Genomic DNA, 21659 nt, shown 5'->3' on the forward strand with positions numbered 1-21659 from the left:
CGCGCGCTCAGGCGTTGGCTTCGGTGCGCCGGCGCAAGGCGGCGGCAATGAACATGACAAGCAGCGACAGGCCGATCAGCAGGGTCGAGGCCACGGCGATGACCGGGCTGAGGTCCTGGCGCAGGGTGGTCCACATCTTCACCGGCAAGGTCTGCAGGTCGGGGCTGGCCATCATCACGCTCAGCACCACTTCATCCCACGACACCAGGAAGGCGAACAGGCCGCCGGCGATCATCCCCGGGCGAATCGCCGGGAAGGTCACCTTGAAGATCGCCTGCAGGCGCGAGGCGCCGCAGATCACCGCAGCATCCTCGATGGACTGGTCGAACAGCTTCAGCGAATTGATGATCGAGATAATGGTGAAGGGCAGGGCGACGATCACGTGGCTGACCACGAAGGCGAACAGCGTGCCGGTGTAGCCGAGCTTGAGGAACAGCGCGTACACCGCCACGGCAATGATCACCAGTGGCACGATCATCGGCATGGTGAACAGCCCGTACAGCAGCTCGCGGCCCGGGAAGCGGCCGCGCACCAGGGCAAACGCGGTGGGCAGGCCGAGCAGCACGGCGGCGATGGTGGTCAGCACGGCCACCTTCAGGCTGGCCAGCGCGGCGTCCATCCACTCCGGGTTGGAGAAGAACTGGCCGTACCACTTGAAGGTCCAGCCCGGTGGCGGGAACACCAGCCACTGCGACGAGCCGAACGACAGCAACACGATGAACACCACCGGCAGCAGCAGGAAGGCCGCGATGACCCCGGTGGTCAGGTACAGGCCCGTACGCAGCGGGCGGCCCATGGCATTGGGAGACAGGAGCATGGCGGTTTACCTCGCGTTGCCAACCGGGGATTCCGGCTGCAGCTTCAGGTACAGGTAGAAGAGCACCAGGGTGATCACCACCAGCAGTGCGGCGGCGGCGCTGGCCAGGCCCCAGTTGAGGAACGACTGCACCTGCTGGATGATGAACTCGGGCAGCATCATGTTCTGTGCACCGCCCAGCAGGGCCGGGGTGACGTAGTAACCGAGCGACATCACGAACACCATCAGTGCCCCGGAGAACAGCCCCGAGCGGCACAGCGGCAGGAACACTTTCCAGAAATTGGTCCACGGGCTGGCGCCACAGATCGAGCCGGCCTGCAGCACCATCGGGTCGATGGCGTGCATGGTCGCCTGCAGCGGCAGCACGATGAACGGGATCATGATGTAGCTCATGCCGATCACCACGCCGGTCAGGTTGTGCACCATTTCCAGCGGGGCATCGATGATACCCATGGCCATCAACGCCTTGTTGATCACCCCCGAGCTCTGCAGCAGCACCAGCCACGAGTAGGTGCGCGCCAGCAGGCTGGTCCACATCGACAGCAGCACGATGTTCAGCAACCAGCGGCCCCAGCCCTTGGGCACCAGGGTAATTGCCCAGGCCAGCGGGAAGCCCAGCAGCACGCTGATCAGGGTGACCACGCCGGCCACCGAGAAGGTGTTGAAAAGCACCCGCGCATAGGCCGAGTTGGCGAACAGCTGCTCGTAGTTGCCCAGGCCCGGCGTCGGCTCCAGCACACCGCGCAGCAACAGGCCGGCGAGCGGGGCGAAGAAGAACAGGCCAAGGAACAGTAGCGCCGGCAGCAGATTGCGGCTGCCTTTCCAGCGCTGGCTCAGGCTGACGCGGCGGGGGGCCGTTCCCGGGGCGCCGGTGCCCGTGGGGGCACCTTGCGCGTTATGCAGGGCGTTGATGGCGACTTTCATTTGACCAACCACTCATTCCAGCGGGCTGCGATGGCCTGGCCGTTCTTGGCCCAGTAGGCGAAGTCGAGGGTGACCTGGTCCTGGGCGTAGGCGGTCGGCAGGTTCTGCGCAAGGTCTTTGTCCAGCTTGGCCACGCTGTCGACGTTCACCGGCGCGTAGGCGGTCTTGTTGGCGAACTCGGCCTGGCCTTCGGCGCTGCTGGCGTTGGCCAGGAACTTCATGGCCGCGTCCTTGTTCTTGGCACCTTTGGGGATGACCAGGAAGTCGGCCATGACCAGGTTCTGCTTCCAGCTCACGCCCACCGGTGCACCGTCTTGCTGCAGGGCATAGACGCGGCCGTTCCAGAACTGGCCGAGCGAGGCTTCACCCGAGGCCAGCAGTTGCTGCGACTGGGCGCCACCGCCCCACCAGACGATGTCTTTCTTGATGGTGTCGAGCTTCTTGAAGGCGCGGTCCAGGTCCAGCGGGTACAGCTTGTCGGGGGCTACGCCGTCGGCCAGCAGGGCCAGTTCCAGTACGCCTGGGCTGGGCCATTTGTACAGGGCGCGCTTGCCAGGGTAGGTCTTGGTATCGAACAGGGCGGTCCAGTCCACCGGTTTGTTGGCACCGAGCTTGCCTTCGTTGTAGCCGAGCACGAAGGAGAAGAAGAACGAGCCGACGCCATGGTCGGAGACGAAGCGCGGGTCGATCTTGTCGCGCTTGATTTGGGTGAAATCGAGGGGTTCTAGCAGGCCTTCGCTGGCGGCACGCAGGGCGAAGTCGGCTTCGACGTCGACCACGTCCCACTGCACGTTGCCGCTCTCGACCATGGCCTTGAGCTTGCCATAGTCGGTGGGGCCGTCCTGGACGACTTTGATGTCGGTGGCTTTGGTGAAAGGTACGGCCCACGCTTCTTTCTGGGCGTCCTGGGTGGTACCGCCCCAGCTGACGAAGTTCAGGCTGTCGGCGGCCTGGGCAGCCTGACATGCCAGGGTCAGCAGGCTGGCGGACAGCACTGCGGTTACACGTTTGCTCAACAGCATGGTTACGCCCTCGTTGCTTTTGTTATTCGAGGCGGGGCTTGTGGTGCGCCCGCCAACAGTGTTCGGGGAGCAGCTAAAACAAAGTGTTTTTTGGCCGTTTTTGATTGTAGGTGCCGGCCTGCAGATTCAAGGTCTACGGGATATCATATTATGGTATTCCAAACTTTTGGCAAGAGGTATGAGGCTACCGGCCATCACTCCGCCCCTTTCAGAAACAGCGCGGGCCTGTGGGAGCGGGTTCACCCGCGAATGCGTTGGTGGCTTCACCATCGCATTCGCGGGTGAACCCGCTCCCACAGGGCCCTGCCAAGTCAGTTGCTTCGGTGTTTTAGCCGACCATGTCCGGCTCGAAGGGGATGCTTTGCACGACCTCCAGCTCATACCCCGCCAGCCCCGCGTATTTCAGCGGCGGGCCCAGGTGGCGCAGCTTGCCCACGCCCAGGTCCTGCAGAATCTGCGCGCCTGTACCCACCTCCGAGTACACCTTCGATTGCCCACGCTGGTAAGGCCGCACCGGCTGGGTCAGCTGCGGCACGCGTTCCAGCAGCGCCTGCGAGGACTCATGGTTGGCCAGGATCACCACCACGCCGGCGCCTTCCTCGGCCACTTTCTGCAGCGCCGCCCAAAGCGTCCAGTTGGCGGGGCCGGCATATTCGGCGCCGACCAGGTCGCGCAGCGGGTCGATCACGTGCACTCGCACCAGGGTCGGCTGCTCGCGGCGGATATCGCCCATGACCATGGCCATGTGTACGCCACCTTCGATGCGGTCTTCGTAGGTGACCAGGCGGAAGGTGCCATGCACGGTCGGCAGTTCGCGTTCGCCGATGCGCTTGATGGTCTGCTCGGTGCTCAGGCGGTAGTGGATGAGGTCGGCGATGGTGCCGATCTTGATGCCGTGCCGGGCAGCGAACACCTCCAGGTCCGGGCGGCGGGCCATGGTGCCGTCATCGTTGAGTACTTCGACGATAACCGACGCCGGGGTGAACCCGGCCAGGCGCGCCAGGTCGCAGCCGGCTTCGGTGTGGCCGGCGCGCGTCAGTACACCGCCTTCGCGGGCGCGCAGGGGGAAAATGTGGCCGGGTTGCACCAGGTCTTCCGGGCGGGCGTTGGGGGCCATCGCCGCTGCCACCGTACGTGCCCGATCAGCAGCGGAAATACCGGTGGTAACGCCCGTGGCAGCCTCGATCGACACGGTGAAGGCGGTGCTGAAAACGCTGCCGTTGGCCGGCACCATCTGCTCCAGGCCCAGACGTTGGCAGTGATCGTCGGTCAGCGTCAGGCAGATCAGCCCGCGCGCTTCACGGGCCATGAAGTTGATGGCCTGGGCGTCGCAACGCTCGGCGGCGATCAGCAGATCGCCTTCGTTTTCCCGGTCCTCGTCATCCACCAGCAGGACCATCTTGCCTTGCCGGTAGTCCTCGAGAAGTTCTTCGATGGTGTTGAAAGCCATGTTGCACGCTCACTGTGGTGGGATGATTATTATGGTATACCATCATACACAAATATTGCCGTAACAGGAGAGCAGCGCATGAAGGCCTATTGGATCGCCCATGTGGACGTGAACGACCCCGAGCAATACCAGCAGTACACCCAGCGCGCCCCGGCTGCCTTCAAGGCATTCGGCGGCCGTTTCCTGGCCCGTGGCGGGCGTAGCGAGGCAATGGAAGGGCGGCCTACCCCTCAGCGTAGCGTGGTGATCGAGTTCGATTCGTACGAGCAGGCGCTGGCGTGTTACCGGTCCGGGCTGTACCAGGAGGCTTGCAGCCATCGCCAGGGGGTGGCGAAGGCTGAGGTGATCATCGTCGAAGGGTTGAGCCCTGAGTGATGGCTGATGGCCCTATCGCCGGCAAGCCAGCGCCCATAGAACAACACATGACTCAATGGTTCGGCGAGGTTCTGTAGGAGCAGCCTTGTGCTGCGAAGAGGCCGGTACTGACAAAGCCTGTCTGTTGCTTGTACCGGCCTCTTCGCAGCACAAGGCTGCTCCTACAAAGGCCGCGTCAGACGAGCGATATTTGTTCTCTGCGCGACAGCGCAGCTCAAAAGGGCTGGGTAATCTCCCACAGGTTAAACACTGCCTTGAAGACCTGTGCAGTACCTGTGGGAGCTGGCTTGCCGGCGATAGGGCCATTACTGTCGAAGCAGAAACTCAAGGCATGCCCGGCAATTCATGCGGCCGCAGGTCGAACACCAGCACCTCGGCATCCACCCCGTTGCCCAGCTCAAGCACCTGTTCCTGCCTCACTCGCACCCCATCCCCTTCATTCAGCACTTGCCCATTGAGCTCGATGCTGCCCCGGGCCACATGCACGTAGGCATGGCGGTTTTCCGGCAAGTTCAGGGTGGCACGCTCGTCACCGTCGAACAGGCCGGCATACACCCGCGCATTCTGCCTTACCTGCAATGACCCCTCGGCGCCATCCGGCGAGATGATCAGGCGCAGCTTGCCGCGCTTTTCCTCGGCACTGAAATGCTGTTGCTGGTAACGCGGCGTTGCCCCCTGCATGTTCGGTACGATCCAGATCTGCAGGAAGTGCACCGGCTGCACCTGGCTGTGGTTGACCTCGCTGTGGGCCACGCCGTGGCCAGCGCTCATCAGCTGCACATCGCCCGGGCGGATCACCGAGCCGGTGCCCAGCGTGTCCTTGTGCTCCAGCGCGCCTTCCAGCACGTAGGAGAAAATCTCCATGTCGCGGTGCGGGTGCTGGCCAAAGCCCTTGCCGGGGATGACGCGGTCGTCGTTGATCACCAGCAGGTCCGAGAACCCTTGCTCGCCCGGGTTGCGGTAGTGGCCGAAGGAGAAGGTGTGGAACGATTTGAGCCAGCCATGAAAGGCCAGGCCGCGGTCTTTGGCGTTGCGAACGGTGAGCATGACGGACCTCCTGAACCGGCAGGGCACCAGGCCCTGCCGCATGCGTGGATAAGGTTACTGCAGGTGCACTTTCAGCTCACCGGCGGCCTGGCGCATGGCCGCTTGCACGGCCGGCACCTGATGCAGCGGGTTGAGCAGCCCGTAGTCATGGATCATGCCGTTGTACCGCACTGAGGTCACAGTCACGCCAGCGGCATTCAGCTTGCGAGCATAAGCCTCACCTTCATCGCGCAGCACGTCGAACTCGGCCGTCTGCACCAGTGCCGGCGGCAGGCCCTTGAGCTGTTCACTGCTGGCCCGCAGCGGCGAGGCGTAGATCTGTTCCCGGGCCTTGGCGTCGGTGGTGTAGTTGTTCCAGAACCATTTCATCATCCCGGTGGTAAGGAAGTGCCCCTCGGCAAACTGCTTGTACGACGCAGTCTCGAAGCTGGCATCGGTCACCGGCCACAGCAGCAGTTGGAAGCGCAGGGCCGGGGTACCGGCCTCTTTGGCTTTCAAGGCCACTGCTGCCGCCATGTTGCCGCCGACGCTGTTGCCGGCCACGGCCAGGCGCTTGCCGTCCACGCCAATTTCCTTGCCGTGCTCGGCCACCCAGCGGGTGGCGGCGTAAGCCTGGTTGATCGCCGTCGGATAGTGCGCTTCCGGCGACGGGGTGTAGTCGACGTAGACCGCCACTGCGCCAGAGCCAACCACCAGGTCGCGGATCAGCCGCTGGTGGGTCGGGAAATCGCCGAGCACCCAGCCGCCACCGTGGAAGAACATGAACACCGGCAGGTCACCCTTCACGTTGGCCGGGCGCACCACTTGCAGTTTGATCGACTCGCCGTTGGCCTGGATGGCGCGTTCCTTCACCTCGATACCCGAGAGATCGACCTTGACCGAGGCCTGGGCACCGGTCAGCACCGCGCGGGCGTCTTTCGGGCTGAGCTGCTCCAGTGGCTTGCCGCCGCCTTGTTCCAGGGCTTCGAGGAAGGCCTGGGTGTGCTGTTCGATACCCGGGCTGCCAGCGGCGAAGGCGCTGGAAACGGACAGGGCCAGAAGGGAAGCGGTAAGGGTTTTGTGGACAATGTTCATGAGCGAATCCTTTTCTGTTGAATGTTGGTAGTGGGCGTCTTGCCTGGCCTTCAGGGCCATCGCTGCGACTTGTGCGTAGATTAGGGAGATGCGTTGATGGGAAAAAGCCGCTATAAAGCGTTTGACTGTCACCAAGAGCGAGACAATGAACCCTTACGAAGACATGCGGATCTTTGCCCAGGTCATGGAAGCTGGCAGTTTCACTGCGGCTGCCGACCGCCTGGGAATGTCCAAACAATCGGTCAGCCGGCGCCTGATGCAGCTTGAGGAGCGCCTGGGCGTGCGCCTGCTCAACCGCTCCACGCGGCGCCTGGATGCCACGCCGCTGGGCCAGCACTACTACCAGTCGGCGCTGCGCCTGCTCGGCGAAGTGCAGCAGGTGGAGCACGACATCAGCGGCCAGGCCCAGGCCTTGCGTGGCACCTTGCGTCTGAGTGCGCCGCTGTCGTTCGCCATGGCGCACCTGGGGTGCCTGCTGACCGAGTTCCTGCAGTTGCACCCGCAGGTGGATGTGGAGGTGGATTTGAGCGACCGCGCAGTGGACCTGATCGGCGAGGGCTATGACCTGGCGCTACGGATTGGTGCGCTGGAGGATTCCAGCCTGATTGCGCGGCGCATTGCCAGTGTCGAGCGGGTGTATTGCGCTAGCCCGGCGTACCTGGAAGCGCGGGGCGTGCCGGCCAGGCCGGAGCAGTTGGCTGGGCATGATTGCCTGCCATATGGGCATTCGCGGCAGGTGCAGTGGCAGTTCGGCCAAGGAGGCAAGACCCAGGCGATCCAGGTGGCCGGGCGGATGCGGGCGAACAATGGCGAGCTGCTCAGGGATGCCGCGATAGCCGGGATGGGCGTAACTTATCTGCCAACCTTCATCGTGGGCCAGGCACTGGCGGATGGGCGGCTGGTGACGGTGCTGGATGAGTGGCGGCCTCCGGCGCTGCAGCTGTCGGCGGTGTACCCGCAGCACCGACAGGTGGCGCGGCCGGTGCAGGGTTTTGTGAACTTCCTGCGTGAGCGGTTGGTGCAGCTCTGACCTTCGGGAGATTGCCCAGCCCTTTGGGCTGCGCTGTCGCGCAGAGAACCAATATCGCTCGTCTGACGCGTCCTTTGTAGGAGCAGCCTTGTGCTGCGAAGAGGCCGGTACAGCCAATAGACAGGCTTTGTCAGCCCCGGCCTCTTCGCAGCACAAGGCTGCTCCTACAGGACCTCGCCGAACCAATGAGTCATGTGTTGTTCTATGAGAGCGGGTTTACCCGCGAAGAGGCCGGTGCAGGTCAACGCATCAGTTCATCTACCCCGACCCACCCACCATCGAACTCATCCATGGCATCCAGCACCGCTTCACGGAAATACGCCAGCGATGCCCGATCAAACAGCAACTGCAGCGCCGGCCTCTCATCGCTCCCCACATTCAGCACGATCACGTTGATCCGCGCCGCCGAGGTCTGCGCCACCGCCCCAACGGGAAACGCCCGGGCGCGCAAGTCCACCCCGCACAACTTGGCCATCACCGCGCTGCAATGCACCCCCGACAGCTGCAGCCAGGCATGGCTATCCTGGCGCGGCAGCAGGTAGTTGCGCCGAGCATCCTGCACCCACCCAGCCTCTTCGGCAGCCACCCGTGCACCGCCGTCGGCCAGGCTGCCCAGCAGCAGGTACTCGGTCTGCGACAAGCGCGCTACCCAGCCACCGTCTTCCTGGCGCACGGCCTGGTTGGGTAGCGACGGCAAGCGGTAGCCACGCACCTGCAGGCAAGCGGCACTGTCGCCCCCACGAAACCCGACCCGTGCCAGATCGGTCAGGTCAGTCAACGCGCAGGTATGCAGCAGTTCGGCCCGCGGGCCGGGTGAAATAAAAGCTTTGGCTTGCAAACTGGTCATGGCTCAGAGCTCCTGGCGCAGGTTGTCGGGATCGTGAAACGGCAGTGGCACCACCTTGGCATTGACCATCACACCGCCCTCCACGCGGATCGGGATGTGCATGCCAGGCGTGGCCTGATGGGCACCGGCGTAAGCCAGGCCGATGATCTGCCCCAGGGTTTGCGAGTATTCGCAGGATGTGACGTTGCCGCTGATGTCCGCCCCGTCCAGCACCAGATGCCCCTCCAGCGGCTGCGGGCTGCCCTTGGGCAGGGTGAAGCCGACCAGTTTGCGCTTGAGCGGCTGCGCTTCGAGGATCTCGATCGAGCGTTTGCCGACGAAGAATGGCTTCTTGCGGCCGATGGCCCACTGCATGTCGATCTCCGCCGGGTGGGTCATGCCGTCGGTGTCCTGGCTGATGATCACGTGGCCCTTTTCCAGGCGCAGCAGGCGTTGGGTCTCGACGCCGAACGGGCGAATGCCCAACCCCGCGCCGGCCTGCATCAAGGTATCCCACAGGCGCTCGGCGTGGCGCGCCGGCACGTGCACTTCGTAGCCCAGTTCACCCACAAAGCCCACCCGCAGGATGCGCGCGGCAATGCCGGCCACTGTGCCCTGGCGTACGCCGAGATAAGGGAAGGCCTCGGCCGACAGGTCCACATCGTCACACACCTTGGCCAGCACCTGGCGTGACAGCGGCCCGGCCAGGTTGACCGCGGCCAGGGCGGCGGTGACGTTGGTGACGTCCACATCCAGGCGCCATTGCGCATTCCACTTCAGCATCTGCTGGTAGATGCGGTCGACACCGCTGGTGGTGGCGGTAACGTAGAAGTGCTGCTCGCCCAGCCGGGCGCACACGCCGTCATCGATCACCACGCCATGCTCGTTGGTCATCAGCGCGTAGCGGGTGCGGCCGATGGCCAGCTTGGCGAAGCCGAAGGTGTAAAGGCGCTCCAGCAGTTCGGCGGCGTCGGGGCCGCGCACATCCAGGCCACCGAGGGTGGAAACGTCGATCAGGCCGACCTTCTCGCGCACATGGCGGGCTTCCTCCTGCATGCAGCGTTCGCGGTCCTCGGGCTTGCCATAATAGGCCGGGCGCTGCCAGATGCCGGCCGGCATCATCTTCGCCCCGGCTTCCAGGTGGCGGCGGTGCATGGGCGTTTGCCGGTACGGGTCGAAGGCGCGGCCGGCGACGTGGGCCAGTTTTTCCGCCTGGAACGGTGGCCGGGCGGTGGTCACCCCGGTTTCGCTGATGCTGCGCCCGGTGGCGTGGGCCACCAGGCGGGCGGTCGGCAGCGCCGAGTGGCGGCCCTGGGACGGGCCCATGCCGACCGTGGAGAAGCGCTTGACCAGTTGCACATCGCGGTAGCCGCTGCGCGTGGCGTTGACGATGTCGCGCACTTGCAGGTCTTCGTCGAAGTCGACGAAATCCTTGCCCTTGGGGTGGGGGAAGATCGGCCAGGGGAAGTTGACCTTGGCTTCGGCACTGAACACGGGCTGCACCGGCGCTTCCAGGCCCAGCGCTGCCAGCGCATCGGCAGCCCCGCGAGTGGCGTCGGCCAGCACATTGCCCAGTGCGTGACGGCCGTTCACCGAGCCGGCGATGTCCAGCCCGGCCGGCAGGTTGCTGATGGCGAACTCGTCGCGGTTGACGTCGTAGGCCAGCTTGCCGCCAGCCTGGCACGGCAACTGGTACACCGGCATGTAGCCTGCCGACATGCACAGCAGGTCGCAGGCCAGGCGCAGGCCATGCGGGCCGACCTTGCCCTGGCCGGTGATCGGGCGAATATCCACGCCACTCACGTGGCGCATGCCCGCTTCGTGCAGGGCTTCGTACACGGTGCTGCCCAGGTGCACGGGTATATCGCGGCGCTTCAGTTCTGCGGCCAGTGCGGCATCGGCTGGCGCAGCGCGCATGTCGACCACCGCGGCCACGGCCACGCCTTGGTCCTGCAGGTCGAGGGCGGCCAGGTAGCCGTCATCGTGGCCGGTGAGGATTACCGCGCGCTGGCCGGGTTTTACCGCGTACAGCTTCATCAGCCGCTGCACGGCGCTGGTCAGCATGACCCCCGGCAGGTCGTTGTTGCGGAACACAACTGGCTGGTCGAACGAACCGGCCGCCACCAGGCAGCGGCTGGCGCGCACCTTGTACAGGCGCTTGTGCTGGATCACCGGCAGGTAGTTGTCGGTGAACCAGCCGTTGCAGGTGGCGTCCAGCAGCACCTGGATGTTCGGGTGGCCCTCGACGGCAGCCAGCAGTTCCTGGCGCAGGCTGGTAGCGCGGGTGCCTGCAATGTCGAAGCGGGCGTAGGTGAGCGAGCCGCCAAGTACCGGCTGTTGCTCGATCAGCAACACCTTGGCCCCGGCATTGGCCGCGTCCAGTGCCGCACGCAGGCCAGCCGGGCCAGCGCCGATGACGGCCAGATCGACGAACAGATAGGCCTTGTCGTAGTACTGCGGCCTGAAGCCTAGGTCGAGCACGCCCAGGCCGGCCTTCTTGCGGATCAGCGGCTCCCACACCTTCCACATGCCCTTGGGCTTGTAAAAGGAGCGGTAATAGAAGCCCACCGGCATGAAGCGCGAAAACTTGCCCAGGTAGGCGTCGCGATCATGCGTCAGGCTACCGTTGAAGTTCTGCCCTTCGACTACCTGGCCATCGCGGGCGGCTTCCAGGTCGGCCAGCACATTGGGCTCGTCCGGCAGCTGCACCAGGGTGTTGGCATCCTGCCCGGCCATGCTCAGCGGGCCGCGCGGGCGGTGGTACTTGAACGAGCGCGACAGCAGCCAGCGGCCACTGCCGAGCAGGGCGCTGGCGATGCTGTCACCGGCAAAGCCCTGGCAGGCCTGGCCGTCGAACTGGAAGTGCAGGGGCTGCTCGCGGTCGATCAGCAGGCCCATGGGCGCGGGGAGGCGAGTGTGGCTGTTCATCCGGCAATCTCCGGGGTGGCGGCGGGGGTGAAGTCGACGCGGCGGTCGAACAGTTCTTTCGGGTCAAAGGTGCGCAGCACCTGGTCGCTCACCGTGTGGCGTTCGGCCAGGAACCAGTAGCTGGAGGCATTGTGCAGCCACCACTCGGTCACCACCCCGGCCAGGTTGTCGCTGTTGAACACATAGTCGGCCCATTGCGCATCGCTGCAGCTGGCCGGGTCGGGCATGTGCCTGAATTCGCCGCCGTAGGTGAACTCGCTGATATTGCGCGGGCCGTTCAAGGGGCAGGTCAGGATCTTCATCGTCGTCGCTCCTTAGTGGCTGGCCGCGGTGGCGCCCATTTCGTTGACTTGCTGGAAGCGGCTGAAGCGCTCCAGGGCAAAGGGTGCGATCAGTTCCGGCACCTTGCCGCCACTGGCGACCAGCTCGGCCATGGTCTTGCCGCAGATCGGCGTGGCCTTGAAACCCCAGGTGCCCCAGCCGGCGTCCAGGTAATAGTTGTGCACCGGCGACAGGCCCATGATCGGGCTGTAGTCCGGGGTCATGTCGGTGATCCCGGCCCACTGGCGCATCAGCTTGGCGTTGGCCATGAACGGGAACATCTCGATGGCGTGTGCCAGCAGGCTCTCCTTGAGGTCGAGGGTGGAGCGGGTGTTGTACAGCGGGTAGGGGTCGGAGCCGCCGCCAAAGACGATCTCGCCGCGGCTGGTCTGCTGCACGTAGCAGTGCAGCGCCGAGGAGCTGACCAGCGGATCGAGAAACGGCTTGAACGGCTGGGTGACCATGGCCTGCAGCGGGTAGGTGTGGATCGGCGCACGAATGCCGGCCTTGGCCATCAGCAGCGAACTGGCCCCGGCCACGGCCTGTACCACGCAACCGCACTGCACGGTGCCACGGTTGGTCTTCACCGCCTCGATGCGGCCATTTCGGATCAGCAGGTCCTGCACTTCGGTCAGCTGGTGGATCTCGACGCCGCGCTTGGCAGCCTGCTTGGCGTAGCCCCAGGCCACCGCGTCGTGGCGGGCGGTGGCACCATCGATGTGCCAAAGGCCGGCGAGTACCGGCAGGTGACCGGGGTCGAGGTTCAGGCTCGGCACCAGCTCGCGGATCTGCTGGCGGTCGATCATTTCAGTGCGCCCGCCAAAGTGCTTGTTGACCTCGGCGCGCTGGCGAAAGGCGCGCACGGTGGCGTCGGTGTGCGCGAGGGTGAGCTGACCGCGCTCGGAATACATGATGTTGAAGTCGAACTCGTTCGACAGATTCTGGAACATGCGCACCGATTCTGCGTAGAAGCGCACACCCTCACTGGTGAGGTAGTTGGAGCGGATCACCGCTGTGTTGCGCGCAGTATTGCCACCGCCCAGGTAGGCCTTCTCCAGCACGGCGACATTGGTGATGCCATGGTACTTGGCCAGGTAGTAGGCGATGGCCACCCCGTGGCCGCCGCCGCCGATGATCACCACGTCATAGCGTGGCTTGAGTTCGCACGGTGGTGGCAGGTCGACCTCCACCGGGTAGTCGGCGCTCAGGCCGTATTTCAGCAGGGCGAAAGGCATGCGGTGCGCTCCTGGTGGGCGGCCTGTTGTTGCAGGTCGAGGGCGAGCAGGGTGTTTTTCATCAGGTAGGCGATGGTCATCGGGCCGACGCCGCCGGGTACCGGGGTGATGCCGGCCACCTGGGGCAGGGCGGCGGCGAAGTCGACATCGCCGACCAGGCGGCTGTGGCCGCCTTCGTCGATGCGGTTGATACCGACATCGATCACCACCGCGCCAGGCTTGAGCCAGTCGGCACCGATCAGCCGTGGCTTGCCCACTGCGGCCACCAGGATGTCTGCCTGGCGACACAAGGCCGGCAGGTCGCGGCTGCGCGAATGCACCACGGTCACCGTGCAGTCGGCCTGCAGCAGCAGGGCGGCCATGGGCTTGCCGACGATGTTCGAGCGGCCGACCACCACCGCATGCTTGCCACGCAGTTCGCCACAGGCATCGCGCAGCAGGCGCATGCAGCCGCTGGGCGTGCACGGGGTGAGCACATCGCGGCCCTGGGCCAGGCCGCCGACGTTCTCGCTGTGGAAGCCGTCCACATCCTTCAGTGGGCTGATCGCCTGGAGAATGCGGTGTTCGTCGATATGGGCCGGCAACGGCAGTTGCACGAGGATGCCGTTGACCTCGGTGTCGCGGTTGAGGCGGTCGATCAGGGTCAGCAGCTCGGCCTGGCTGGTGTCTGCGGGCAGGCGATGCTCCAGCGAGCGGATGCCCACCTCTTCGGCACGCAGCACCTTGTTGCGCACGTACACCTGGCTGGCAGCGTCGGCGCCGACCAGCACCACCGCCAGGCCCGGTTGCACGCCGCCCTGGCGCAGCTCCTGCACCTGCTCGCGTACCTCGGCCAGCACCCGCGTCGCGGTAGCCTTGCCGTCGATCAGCTTGATACTGGGAATGGCGTTCATTTGAAGATCACCGTGCGGTCGTGGTTCAGGAACACCCGATGCTCCAGGTGGTATTTCACGGCGCGGGACAGGGCGATGGTCTCGGTGTCGCGGCCGATGGCCACCAGGTCATCCGGTGTGTAGGCATGGTCCACGCGCTGCACTTCCTGCTCGATGATCGGGCCTTCGTCCAGGTCGCTGGTGACGTAGTGGGCGGTGGCACCGATCAGCTTCACCCCGCGCTGGTAGGCCTGGTGATAAGGCTTGGCGCCTTTGAAACCGGGCAGGAACGAATGGTGGATGTTGATCGCCCGGCCTGACAGCTGGCGGCACAGGTCGTCGGAGAGGATCTGCATGTAGCGCGCCAGCACCACCAGTTCGGTGCCGGTGTCCTCGACGATGCGCAGCAGCGCGGCTTCCTGTTCGGCCTTGGTGTCCTTGCTGACCGGCAGGTAGACGAAACGGATGCCCTGGCGCTCGGCCATCGGGCGCAGGTCCAGGTGGTTGGAGACCACGGCGGTGATCTGCATGTCCAGCTCGCCCTTGGCATGGCGGTACAGCAGGTCGGACAGACAGTGGTCGAACTTGCTCACCATCAGCAGCACGCGCATCGGCCGGGCACTGCTGTGCAGGCTCCACTGCATGTCGAAACGCTGGGCGACATCGGCAAAGCCGGCTTCCAGCTGCGGTGTGTCACCCGTGACACCGGTGTTGTAGCGGAACACCGCGCGCATGAAGAAGCGCCCGTTGTCCTCGTCGTCGAACTGCGCCATCTCGCTGATGTAGCAACCGTGCTCGGCCAGGTAGGTTGTCACCGCGGCGACGATGCCGGACACGGCCGGGCAACTGACGCGCAGGATGAAGTGATCGGGAGCGGGATGCATGTCGGATAGGCCTCGTGATGGAGTGGGGCAGGTCGGGCACAAGGGCAAAAGAGGCTTCGCGTGGAGGCGAAGAAATATTTCTTGGTAGGAATATAAATTTCCTTTTGGCGATTTATAGGCGAAGAGGCGGGTGACGGTCTAGAGTTTTGTGAATTTTTTTTGCCTGGCAGGAAAGTTTTAGCCGGGACCTGTAGGAGCGGGTTCACCCGCGAATAGGCCGGTACAGGCTATGATTGCTCCATGAGCACTACACCGCCTCTGCGCCAACCTTGCCCCCCTGGCGCCTGCGACTGCGGCCGCGAACACCTGGTCGATCACCCGCAGGCCGCTCAGCGCATCCTCCTGCTGACCCGCCAGGAAGAGAAACGCCTGCTCGACCGCCTGGAAAACCTCAAGGACCTGGAAGACCTGCAACGTCTGCAGCAGCGGATGTATGAAAACCTCGGCATTCGCGTGCACATTGCCCCCGGTTTCAACGAAGTGCGAACCATGCGCGGCATCGTCATCGAACTGGACGACCAGCCCGGCCTATGCCGCAAGACCCGGCAGTCGATCCCGGCGGCGATCCGCCGTGGGCTGGAGCGCAACCCGCAGGTGGCCTTCCGCTTGCTCGATACCCACGACCTGTTGCGGGATACCTGAAGACCGCGTCAGCCCCACTAATTTTTTCGCCACTCGCCACGTCTACTTGAAAGCCCCCCTGCGCCAGGCGCGCAGCGGCACCCATCACTCAAGGAGACAGGCAATGACTTCCGTTTTCGACCGCGACGATATCCAGTTCCAGGTAGTGGTCAACCACGAAGAGCAATACTCGATCTGGCCCGACTACAAAGCCATCCCCAGCGGCTGGCGTGCCGTAGGCAAGAGCGGCCTGAAGAAGGACTGCCTGGCCTACATCGATGAAGTCTGGACCGACATGCGCCCGCTGAGCCTGCGCCAGAAAATGGCCGAAGCCGCCGCCCAGTGACTGCATTGAACCTGCTGTGCCTGCCGTATTCCGGGGCCAGCGCCATGGTCTACAGCCGCTGGCGGCGCAAGCTGCCGACGTGGCTGCAGGTGCGCCCGGTGGAACTGCCCGGGCGTGGTGCGCGCATTGCCGAGCCACTGCACACCGACATGCAGGCCCTGGCCCGGCAACTGGCTGCCGAACAGCGCCTGGCGGCCAGCACCCCCTACGCGCTGCTCGGCCATAGCCTTGGCGCCTTGCTGGCCTTCGAGCTGGCCCATGAGCTGCAAGCGCTGGGCTGCCCGGCGCCACTGGCCCTGTTTGCCTGCGGTACCGCAGCGCCGACCCGCCGCGAGGACTACGATGGCAAGAACTGGCGCGAGCCCAAGAGCGACGCCGAGTTGATCGGCGAGTTGCGCGAGCTTCAGGGCACGCCCGAGGAAGTGCTGGCCAACGCCGAGCTGATGAGCCTGACCTTGCCCACCCTGCGCGCCGACTTCCTGCTGTGTGGTACCTACGCCTACCGCCAGCGGCCGGCGTTGCAGTGCCCACTGTACGTGTTGGGCGGCATGCAGGACCGCGCCAGTGACGAGCAATTGCAGGCCTGGCGCAAGGAAACCCTCGGGGCGTTCTCGCTGCAGATGTTCCCAGGCGGCCACTTCTTCATCCATGAGCATGAAGACCGGGTGCTCGCTGCACTCACCGCGTCGCTGCAACCGCTTCGGCTGTCCGCCTGATTGACGTCACCGCTTGCCTGGGGGAGGCTAGGCCTTTTCCCAGGCAAGAGGCAGACAATGCTGATCGATCCCCACAAGGCCACGCTGCTGGTCGTCGACATCCAGGAAAAACTCATCGGCGCGATGAGCGACCCTGAAGGCACCCGCGCGCGGGCCCGATGGCTGCTGGCAGCGACGAACGAGCTGGAACTGCCGACGGTGATTTCCGAGCAGTACCCCAAGGGCCTGGGCCATACCTTGGCCGAACTGCTGGCCGCAGCGCCGGCCGCCGAGGTGGTGGAGAAAAGCCATTTTTCCTGTGTGGCCGCCGAGTGCCTGCCAGCAAGTCTGATGGCGCGCGAGCAAGTGATTGTCTGTGGCATGGAAACCCACGTCTGTGTGTTGCAGACCGTGCTTGGCCTGCTGGCACTGGGCAAGCAGGTGTTCGTGGTCGAGGATGCCTGTGATAGCCGTACGCCGGCGAGCAAGGCCGCAGGGCTGGCGCGCATGCGGGCCGCGGGGGCGCAGGTGGTGACCCGCGAAATGGTTCTGTTCGAGCTCATGGGCAGTGCCAGCCACCCGCTGTTCCGGCACATCAGCAAGACCTACCTGGTCGGTGAACAGCCCTGAACGGCCGGTTACTGGCTGCCGGGTTGATGGCCCTGGCGCTGCTGCAAGGCTGCGCCGGGCGTCGTGAGGAAGCGCCCGAAACGGACCCGGCCAAGGTCCGCGCCCAACTGCTGCGGCTGTTACCCGCCCAGGCCAAGGACCGCGAGGGCTGGGCCCGGGACATTCAGGTGGCGTTCGAGGCCCAGCGAATTGCCCCCAGCAAGAGCAACCTGTGCGCGGTGCTGGCGGTGACCGAGCAGGAGTCGACCTTCAATGCCGACCCGCAAGTGCCCAACTTGGGGCGTATCGCCCGAGAGGAAATCGACCGCCGCGCTGCGCGCCTGCACATCCCCAAGCTGCTGGTCGACGGTGCACTGAAGGCGCCGTCGGGTAATGGCAAGAGCTACCAGCAACGTTTGCAGGCGGTGCGCAGCGAGAAGCAGCTGAGCGAACTGTACGACGAAGTCATCGCTCGCGTACCGCTGGGCAAGACCTTGCTGGGCGGGCTGAACCCGGTGCATACCGGAGGGCCGATGCAGGTCAGCATCGACTTTGCCGAAAAGCATGCGCGGGATTACCCCTACAGCCACGACGGCAGCATTCGCCAGGAAGTGTTCACCCGGCGCGGCGGCATGTATTTCGGTATCGCCCACTTGCTGGGCTATTCGGCCAACTACGATCGCCAGCTGTACCGCTTTGCCGATTTCAACGCGGGCTGGTACGCCAGCCGCAATGCGGCATTCCAGGCGGCACTGAGCAAGGTGACGGGGGTGACGTTGGCGCTGGATGGCGACCTGGTGGCGCCGGGCTCGATCATGCCCGGGACCACTGAAAAGGCGGCACGCAAACTGGGAGGAAAGCTGGGCTTGCGCAACCCGCAGATTCGCAGCCAGCTGGAGCAGGGCGATAGTCTGGCCTTCGAGGACAGCAAGCTGTACAGCGGGGTGTTCGCCCTTGCTGATGCTGCGGCCGGCAAGCCGGTGCCACGGGCGGTGCTGCCGGGGATCCAGCTGAAAAGCCCGAAGATCACCCGCAAGCTGACCACGGCGTGGTTTGCCGGGCGGGTGGATGAGCGTTATCAGCGGTGCATGAAGCGTTAATGGTGGCCTGGCTGGCGAGCGCGCTCCTACACAGGGACCGTGCAGGCCTGTGGGACTGCGAGGAGAACATCAGCTTTCGCCCAATGCCCCAACCACACGGTCGACGCTGGCTTTCAGCCCCGCAAACGCATCCTCAGGGTCACTTTCCACCAACACCAGCTTCGCCCCGGACGCCTTGATCACCTCGGCCACAGCCGCTTCCGGCTGCCGATGGTCCAGCACCAGCGCCACATCCTGCGCTTTCAGGTTGTCCCCTAGCGCCTTCAGCGCAGTCGCATCCCACTCGGCTGGCAGCGGCTGCTCGACCACGTCCAGGTTCAACCCGCTGGCCAGATAACCCAGCCGTTCCGACAGGCTCACCACCGTCAGGTTGTCGACCTTGGCCAAGCGTGTCTGGCTGCTGGCCGAAAGCTCCAGCAACTGGCGTTTGAGCCCGGCCAGGTTGCCCTGGATCTGCGCCTTGTCGCCCGGCGCCAACCGCTCCAGGTCATTGGCTACCACGTCGGCCATGCGCCCGAAGTTGGTCGGGTTGAGCCAGGGGTAGGCGCCATAGGCCTCGTCGCCGCTCACCGCTATGCCCGGCAGCGCGCCATCCACTGGCCGTGCTGCGTCGATTTCGACGATCCGGATATTGCTACGCCGGGCCATCGGGTACAGCGGGTCGTCACGCCAGATCGAGCGCACGCCGATCACCGCATCGGCCTGCTGCGCGGCCTTGTGCAGGCTGGCGCCACCGCGACCGCTGAAATAGGAAGGCTGGCGGCTGGCAGGCAGGTTGGCGGGTGCTGCACGCTTGAGTTGCACCTTGGTGCCCTCGAGCAAGGCGCTGGCCAGGCTGTGGGTGACGGGCAGGGTGGTCAGCACTTGCGTGGCGAAAGACAGCGACGGCAGGCTGGCCAGGGCCAGCGCCAGGGTCAGGCGTTTCAGGTTCATGCCGGGTTTCCTTGCAGGCGGGGGACGAGGGCGCGGGCCAGCGCCGCCAGCGCGAAGCAGATGCCCGCGACCAGGATGATCGCGGCGCCGGACGGCACCGGCAGGTCGAAAACGATTGGCAGCAGGATGCCCAGCAGCGTGCTCAGCGTGGCGATCAGCACCGACAGGAAGAAAAAGCCCTTCAGCGACTGGCTGACCAGGCGTGCGGCGGCAGCGGGGATCACCAGCAGCGCCCCGACCAGGATCGCCCCGATCACCTTCACCGAGGCCACGGTGACCAGGGTCACCAGCACCACGAACAGGTAGTCCAGGGTTTTCACCGCCACCCCGCGCACGGCTGCCAGCTGTGGGTTGAAACTGGCCAGCATGATGCGGTTGTACAGCGGCACTGCCAATGCCAGCACCAGCACCGCGACGATGCCCAGCACCACCAGGTCCTGGCTGCTGACGGTCAGCACCGAGCCGAACAGCACGTTCTCGAGGATGTGCACGTTGATCTTGCCTGCCAGCATCAGCAGCAGGCTGGCACCCAGCGCCAGCGACACCGACAGGAACACGCCGATCAGCGTGTCCGGCGACAGCCCGGTGCGGTTGCGCAGGAAGTTGAGCAAGATGCCGAACAGCAGGCAGTAGCCGAACAGGCTGCCGTAGGGGCCGGTGTAGGGCTCGCCCAGCAGGATGCCGATGGCCACGCCGGTCAGCGCGGCATGGCCGACCGCCTCGGAGAAGAAGGCAAAGCGCTTGACCACCACCAGGGTACCCAGGCCGCCCAGCACCGGGCCGATCATCAAACCGGCCAGCAAAGCGTTGACCACGAAGCCGTAGGCCAGCGCCTCGGGCAGGTAGCCGGCAGTGGCCCAGTTCTGGACCGTTTGCCGAAAGATTTCAAAACTCATCAGGCAAGGCTCTCGCTACGCGGGTGAACGGAGAACAGGCCGAGCAGGCGCTCTGGGGTAAGGGCCTGGGCGGGTGGGGCGTCGAACAGTACCTGGCGGCTCAGGCCGGTAACCCGGTCGGCCAGGCGCAGCACCGCCTCCAGGTCGTGTTCGATCCACAGCACGGTGGTGCAGGCCTGGCGCCAGCCCTGCAGCAGTTGTTCGAACACCTGGATGCCGGCTTCGTCCAGGGCCGACATCGGCTCGTCCAGCACCAGCAGTTGCGGCTCGGGAATCAGGCCCTGGGCCAGCAGCACGCGTTGGCGTTCGCCACCGGAAAGCGCGCCCATGCGCCGTTTGCGCTTGTCGAGCATGCCGACCTGCGCCAGGGCTGTGTCGATGGCCGGCTGCACGCGACGCGACAAGCCGAGGAAGGCAGGGCGGCGCTGGCACATGGCAGCCATGAAATCGTCCACGGTCATCGGCAGGCCACGGTCGAATTCCAGCGCCTGCGGCACATAGCCGATCACTTCGCGTTCGCCGGGCCAGTGCAGGGTCAGCTGGCCCTGGTGCGGCATCTGCCCGAGCAGGGTCTTGATCAGCGAACTCTTGCCGCCGCCGTTGGGGCCGACGATGGCATGCACGCTGCCGGCGGCGACGTTGAAGCTGACCTGTTCGAGGATGCGGGTGCGGCCCAGGGTCAGGTCGATGCCGGCAAACTCGACGCGCGGCCCGCAGGCTGTCACCAGGTTGGCGGCGGCGGTCATGCGCGGTTCTCCTGGATGGCGCGGACCACGGTGTCGAGGTTGCGCTTCATCTCTACTTCGTACTTGTCCTTGGTGTATTCGCCGTAGGAAATGTGCGTAAGCGGGTACAGGCGCACGCCGGATTCACGCTGGATGGTTTCGACATAGGCCGACGGGAAGTCCATTTCCGAGAAGATCACCCGCACGTCCAGCGCCTTGAGCTGGTCGATGGTCTTCTTCAACTGGGCCGGGCTGGGTTCGATGCCATGGGCTGGCTCGACCACCGCAGTCACCTCCAGGCCGAAGTCACGTACCAGGTAGTCGTAGGCGGCATGGATAGTGGCGACCCGGAAGGTGGCGCTGGGCGCCTCGGTGACCTTGGCCAGTGCTTCGGCGCGCAGTGCGCGCAGGCGCTTGGCATAGGCGCGGGCGTTTTGCGTGTACAGCTTGGCGTTGTCCGGGTCGAGCTTGCCCAGTTCGCGGGCGATGTTGTTGACCTGGGCGATGGTGGTGCTGATCGACAGGAAGGTGTGCGGGTTGACCACCTTGCCGGCGCCGCGGGCGGCAATGCCGGTGGCCGCCAGCAAGGGTACGTTCTGGTTGGCCTCTATGGTGTTTATGTCGGGCTTCTCGCTGGCGGCGATCATGCGGTCGGCGAAATCGTCATGGCCGACGCCGTTCAGTACCACCACGTCCAGGGTACCGATGCGCTTGATGTCCTCGGCCCGTGGCTCGTAGGCATGGGGGTTGAACCCTGCCGGAATCAGCGGCACCACTTCGGCCTTGTCGCCGACGATGTTGCTCACATAGCTGTAGTAGGGGTGCAGGGTAATGCCGATACGCAGGGGCTTGCCGTTATCGGCCAGGGCCTGTGCCGGCAGGGCAATGGCCAGGAGCAGGGCGAAGGCGGAGCGGAGCATGGGGAAGTC

The 21659-nt window shown here is 65.0% G+C and carries 23 protein-coding genes; 7 read left to right on the plus strand and 16 right to left on the minus strand.

Annotated elements, in window-relative coordinates; all coding sequences use genetic code 11:
• Positions 1-7 precede the first annotated feature (7 nt).
• The 4 genes from CAG18_RS05930 to ribBA form a co-directional block, all read right to left on the minus strand.
• The gene (locus CAG18_RS05930; protein ID WP_015270845.1) at positions 8-817 is read right to left on the minus strand and encodes an ABC transporter permease; all 810 of its coding nucleotides are present in this window, start codon (positions 815-817) and stop codon (positions 8-10) included.
• 6 nt (positions 818-823) lie between these two features.
• A complete protein-coding gene (locus tag CAG18_RS05935; protein WP_015270844.1) occupies positions 824-1741 on the minus strand; it encodes an ABC transporter permease in 918 nt (305 codons plus the stop codon).
• Positions 1738-2763, minus strand: a complete 1026-nt coding sequence (locus CAG18_RS05940) for an ABC transporter substrate-binding protein (RefSeq protein ID WP_013973153.1) — start codon at positions 2761-2763, stop codon at positions 1738-1740. Before CAG18_RS05940 ends, CAG18_RS05935 begins: the two co-directional genes overlap by 4 nt.
• Before the next feature lie 328 nt (positions 2764-3091).
• Positions 3092-4213 carry a bifunctional 3,4-dihydroxy-2-butanone-4-phosphate synthase/GTP cyclohydrolase II gene (gene ribBA / locus CAG18_RS05945; RefSeq protein WP_085720577.1) on the minus strand — a complete coding sequence of 374 codons (1122 nt, stop codon included), beginning with the start codon at positions 4211-4213 and terminating at the stop codon, positions 3092-3094.
• Positions 4214-4291: 78 nt separating this feature from the next.
• Here ribBA and CAG18_RS05950 point away from each other — a divergent pair, with 78 nt between their 5' ends.
• Positions 4292-4588, plus strand: coding sequence for a DUF1330 domain-containing protein (locus CAG18_RS05950; RefSeq protein WP_085720578.1), 297 nt, complete (start codon positions 4292-4294; stop codon positions 4586-4588).
• A 324-nt stretch (positions 4589-4912) separates the two neighbouring features.
• Here CAG18_RS05950 and CAG18_RS05955 read toward each other — a convergent pair whose 3' ends face one another.
• Together CAG18_RS05955 and CAG18_RS05960 are read right to left on the minus strand one after the other, a co-directional pair.
• Complete coding sequence (locus tag CAG18_RS05955) at positions 4913-5635, minus strand: pirin family protein (RefSeq protein WP_085720580.1); 723 nt, start codon at positions 5633-5635, stop codon at positions 4913-4915.
• 54 nt (positions 5636-5689) lie between these two features.
• A complete protein-coding gene (locus CAG18_RS05960; protein WP_085720581.1) occupies positions 5690-6709 on the minus strand; it encodes an alpha/beta hydrolase in 1020 nt (339 codons plus the stop codon).
• Between the two features lie 145 nt (positions 6710-6854).
• Between CAG18_RS05960 and CAG18_RS05965 the strand changes: the two genes are divergently transcribed.
• Positions 6855-7739: a LysR family transcriptional regulator gene (locus tag CAG18_RS05965; RefSeq protein WP_015270839.1), complete on the plus strand. Its 885-nt coding sequence runs from the start codon at positions 6855-6857 to the stop codon at positions 7737-7739.
• Between the two features lie 241 nt (positions 7740-7980).
• On the opposite strand, the gene CAG18_RS05970 is transcribed toward CAG18_RS05965, so the two are convergent.
• The 6 genes from CAG18_RS05970 to purU are packed head-to-tail and all read right to left on the minus strand — an operon-like array spanning position 7981 to position 14805.
• Positions 7981-8586 (minus strand): sarcosine oxidase, encoded by a 606-nt coding sequence (locus CAG18_RS05970; RefSeq protein WP_085720582.1) that lies wholly within the window; start codon positions 8584-8586, stop codon positions 7981-7983.
• A 3-nt stretch (positions 8587-8589) separates the two neighbouring features.
• Positions 8590-11493 (minus strand): 2Fe-2S iron-sulfur cluster-binding protein, encoded by a 2904-nt coding sequence (locus CAG18_RS05975; RefSeq protein WP_015270837.1) that lies wholly within the window; start codon positions 11491-11493, stop codon positions 8590-8592.
• On the minus strand, positions 11490-11795 hold the full coding sequence (locus tag CAG18_RS05980; protein ID WP_013973145.1) for a sarcosine oxidase subunit delta: 306 nt from the start codon (positions 11793-11795) through the stop codon (positions 11490-11492). The genes CAG18_RS05975 and CAG18_RS05980 overlap by 4 nt, the downstream gene beginning before the upstream one ends.
• 12 nt (positions 11796-11807) lie before the next feature.
• Complete coding sequence (locus tag CAG18_RS05985) at positions 11808-13049, minus strand: FAD-dependent oxidoreductase (protein WP_013973144.1); 1242 nt, start codon at positions 13047-13049, stop codon at positions 11808-11810.
• Positions 13031-13942, minus strand: a complete 912-nt coding sequence (folD, locus tag CAG18_RS05990; protein WP_015270834.1) for a bifunctional methylenetetrahydrofolate dehydrogenase/methenyltetrahydrofolate cyclohydrolase FolD — start codon at positions 13940-13942, stop codon at positions 13031-13033. The genes CAG18_RS05985 and folD overlap by 19 nt, the downstream gene beginning before the upstream one ends.
• On the minus strand, positions 13939-14805 hold the full coding sequence (gene purU / locus CAG18_RS05995) for a formyltetrahydrofolate deformylase (RefSeq protein ID WP_054572076.1): 867 nt from the start codon (positions 14803-14805) through the stop codon (positions 13939-13941). The genes folD and purU overlap by 4 nt, the downstream gene beginning before the upstream one ends.
• A gap of 240 nt (positions 14806-15045) precedes the next feature.
• Between purU and CAG18_RS06000 the strand changes: the two genes are divergently transcribed.
• The 5 genes from CAG18_RS06000 to CAG18_RS06020 all read left to right on the plus strand — a co-directional run bounded on the left by CAG18_RS06000 (position 15046) and on the right by CAG18_RS06020 (position 18176).
• Positions 15046-15447 (plus strand): hypothetical protein, encoded by a 402-nt coding sequence (locus CAG18_RS06000; protein WP_015270832.1) that lies wholly within the window; start codon positions 15046-15048, stop codon positions 15445-15447.
• A 103-nt stretch (positions 15448-15550) separates the two neighbouring features.
• Positions 15551-15772 (plus strand): MbtH family protein, encoded by a 222-nt coding sequence (locus CAG18_RS06005; protein ID WP_061304041.1) that lies wholly within the window; start codon positions 15551-15553, stop codon positions 15770-15772.
• The gene (locus tag CAG18_RS06010; protein ID WP_015270831.1) at positions 15769-16488 is read left to right on the plus strand and encodes a thioesterase II family protein; all 720 of its coding nucleotides are present in this window, start codon (positions 15769-15771) and stop codon (positions 16486-16488) included. The genes CAG18_RS06005 and CAG18_RS06010 overlap by 4 nt, the downstream gene beginning before the upstream one ends.
• Positions 16489-16545: 57 nt before the next feature.
• The gene (locus tag CAG18_RS06015; protein WP_015270830.1) at positions 16546-17097 is read left to right on the plus strand and encodes a hydrolase; all 552 of its coding nucleotides are present in this window, start codon (positions 16546-16548) and stop codon (positions 17095-17097) included.
• Positions 17098-17123: 26 nt separating this feature from the next.
• Entirely contained in the window at positions 17124-18176 is a 1053-nt protein-coding gene (locus tag CAG18_RS06020) for a DUF1615 domain-containing protein (protein WP_039614842.1), read from the plus strand.
• A gap of 69 nt (positions 18177-18245) precedes the next feature.
• Here CAG18_RS06020 and CAG18_RS06025 read toward each other — a convergent pair whose 3' ends face one another.
• Genes CAG18_RS06025 through CAG18_RS06040 form a run of 4 tightly spaced genes read right to left on the minus strand, consistent with a single transcriptional unit; the run spans position 18246 to position 21650 of the window.
• Complete coding sequence (locus CAG18_RS06025; protein ID WP_085720583.1) at positions 18246-19109, minus strand: metal ABC transporter solute-binding protein, Zn/Mn family; 864 nt, start codon at positions 19107-19109, stop codon at positions 18246-18248.
• Positions 19106-20005, minus strand: coding sequence for a metal ABC transporter permease (locus CAG18_RS06030; RefSeq protein WP_085720584.1), 900 nt, complete (start codon positions 20003-20005; stop codon positions 19106-19108). The genes CAG18_RS06025 and CAG18_RS06030 overlap by 4 nt, the downstream gene beginning before the upstream one ends.
• On the minus strand, positions 20005-20751 hold the full coding sequence (locus CAG18_RS06035; RefSeq protein ID WP_085720585.1) for a metal ABC transporter ATP-binding protein: 747 nt from the start codon (positions 20749-20751) through the stop codon (positions 20005-20007). The genes CAG18_RS06030 and CAG18_RS06035 overlap by 1 nt, the downstream gene beginning before the upstream one ends.
• A complete protein-coding gene (locus CAG18_RS06040) occupies positions 20748-21650 on the minus strand; it encodes a metal ABC transporter substrate-binding protein (protein ID WP_085720586.1) in 903 nt (300 codons plus the stop codon). The genes CAG18_RS06035 and CAG18_RS06040 overlap by 4 nt, the downstream gene beginning before the upstream one ends.
• Positions 21651-21659: the final 9 nt, after the last annotated feature.

It is taken from the genome of Pseudomonas sp. B22(2017) (assembly GCF_002113105.1).
GTDB classification, from domain to species: domain Bacteria; phylum Pseudomonadota; class Gammaproteobacteria; order Pseudomonadales; family Pseudomonadaceae; genus Aquipseudomonas; species Aquipseudomonas asiatica.

Bases quoted from the DNA above. Each gene is read 5' to 3' on its own strand.
- CAG18_RS05930 (WP_015270845.1), bottom strand. From the start codon at position 817: ATGCTCCTGTCTCCCAATGCCATGGGCCGCCCGCTGCGTACGGGCCTG.
- CAG18_RS05935 (WP_015270844.1), bottom strand. From the start codon at position 1,741: ATGAAAGTCGCCATCAACGCCCTGCATAACGCGCAAGGTGCCCCCACG.
- CAG18_RS05940 (WP_013973153.1), bottom strand. From the start codon at position 2,763: ATGCTGTTGAGCAAACGTGTAACCGCAGTGCTGTCCGCCAGCCTGCTG.
- ribBA (WP_085720577.1), bottom strand. From the start codon at position 4,213: ATGGCTTTCAACACCATCGAAGAACTTCTCGAGGACTACCGGCAAGGC.
- CAG18_RS05950 (WP_085720578.1), top strand. From the start codon at position 4,292: ATGAAGGCCTATTGGATCGCCCATGTGGACGTGAACGACCCCGAGCAA.
- CAG18_RS05955 (WP_085720580.1), bottom strand. From the start codon at position 5,635: ATGCTCACCGTTCGCAACGCCAAAGACCGCGGCCTGGCCTTTCATGGC.
- CAG18_RS05960 (WP_085720581.1), bottom strand. From the start codon at position 6,709: ATGAACATTGTCCACAAAACCCTTACCGCTTCCCTTCTGGCCCTGTCC.
- CAG18_RS05965 (WP_015270839.1), top strand. From the start codon at position 6,855: ATGAACCCTTACGAAGACATGCGGATCTTTGCCCAGGTCATGGAAGCT.
- CAG18_RS05970 (WP_085720582.1), bottom strand. From the start codon at position 8,586: ATGACCAGTTTGCAAGCCAAAGCTTTTATTTCACCCGGCCCGCGGGCC.
- CAG18_RS05975 (WP_015270837.1), bottom strand. From the start codon at position 11,493: ATGAACAGCCACACTCGCCTCCCCGCGCCCATGGGCCTGCTGATCGAC.
- CAG18_RS05980 (WP_013973145.1), bottom strand. From the start codon at position 11,795: ATGAAGATCCTGACCTGCCCCTTGAACGGCCCGCGCAATATCAGCGAG.
- CAG18_RS05985 (WP_013973144.1), bottom strand. From the start codon at position 13,049: ATGCCTTTCGCCCTGCTGAAATACGGCCTGAGCGCCGACTACCCGGTG.
- folD (WP_015270834.1), bottom strand. From the start codon at position 13,942: ATGAACGCCATTCCCAGTATCAAGCTGATCGACGGCAAGGCTACCGCG.
- purU (WP_054572076.1), bottom strand. From the start codon at position 14,805: ATGCATCCCGCTCCCGATCACTTCATCCTGCGCGTCAGTTGCCCGGCC.
- CAG18_RS06000 (WP_015270832.1), top strand. From the start codon at position 15,046: ATGAGCACTACACCGCCTCTGCGCCAACCTTGCCCCCCTGGCGCCTGC.
- CAG18_RS06005 (WP_061304041.1), top strand. From the start codon at position 15,551: ATGACTTCCGTTTTCGACCGCGACGATATCCAGTTCCAGGTAGTGGTC.
- CAG18_RS06015 (WP_015270830.1), top strand. From the start codon at position 16,546: ATGCTGATCGATCCCCACAAGGCCACGCTGCTGGTCGTCGACATCCAG.
- CAG18_RS06020 (WP_039614842.1), top strand. From the start codon at position 17,124: ATGGCCCTGGCGCTGCTGCAAGGCTGCGCCGGGCGTCGTGAGGAAGCG.
- CAG18_RS06025 (WP_085720583.1), bottom strand. From the start codon at position 19,109: ATGAACCTGAAACGCCTGACCCTGGCGCTGGCCCTGGCCAGCCTGCCG.
- CAG18_RS06030 (WP_085720584.1), bottom strand. From the start codon at position 20,005: ATGAGTTTTGAAATCTTTCGGCAAACGGTCCAGAACTGGGCCACTGCC.
- CAG18_RS06035 (WP_085720585.1), bottom strand. From the start codon at position 20,751: ATGACCGCCGCCGCCAACCTGGTGACAGCCTGCGGGCCGCGCGTCGAG.
- CAG18_RS06040 (WP_085720586.1), bottom strand. From the start codon at position 21,650: ATGCTCCGCTCCGCCTTCGCCCTGCTCCTGGCCATTGCCCTGCCGGCA.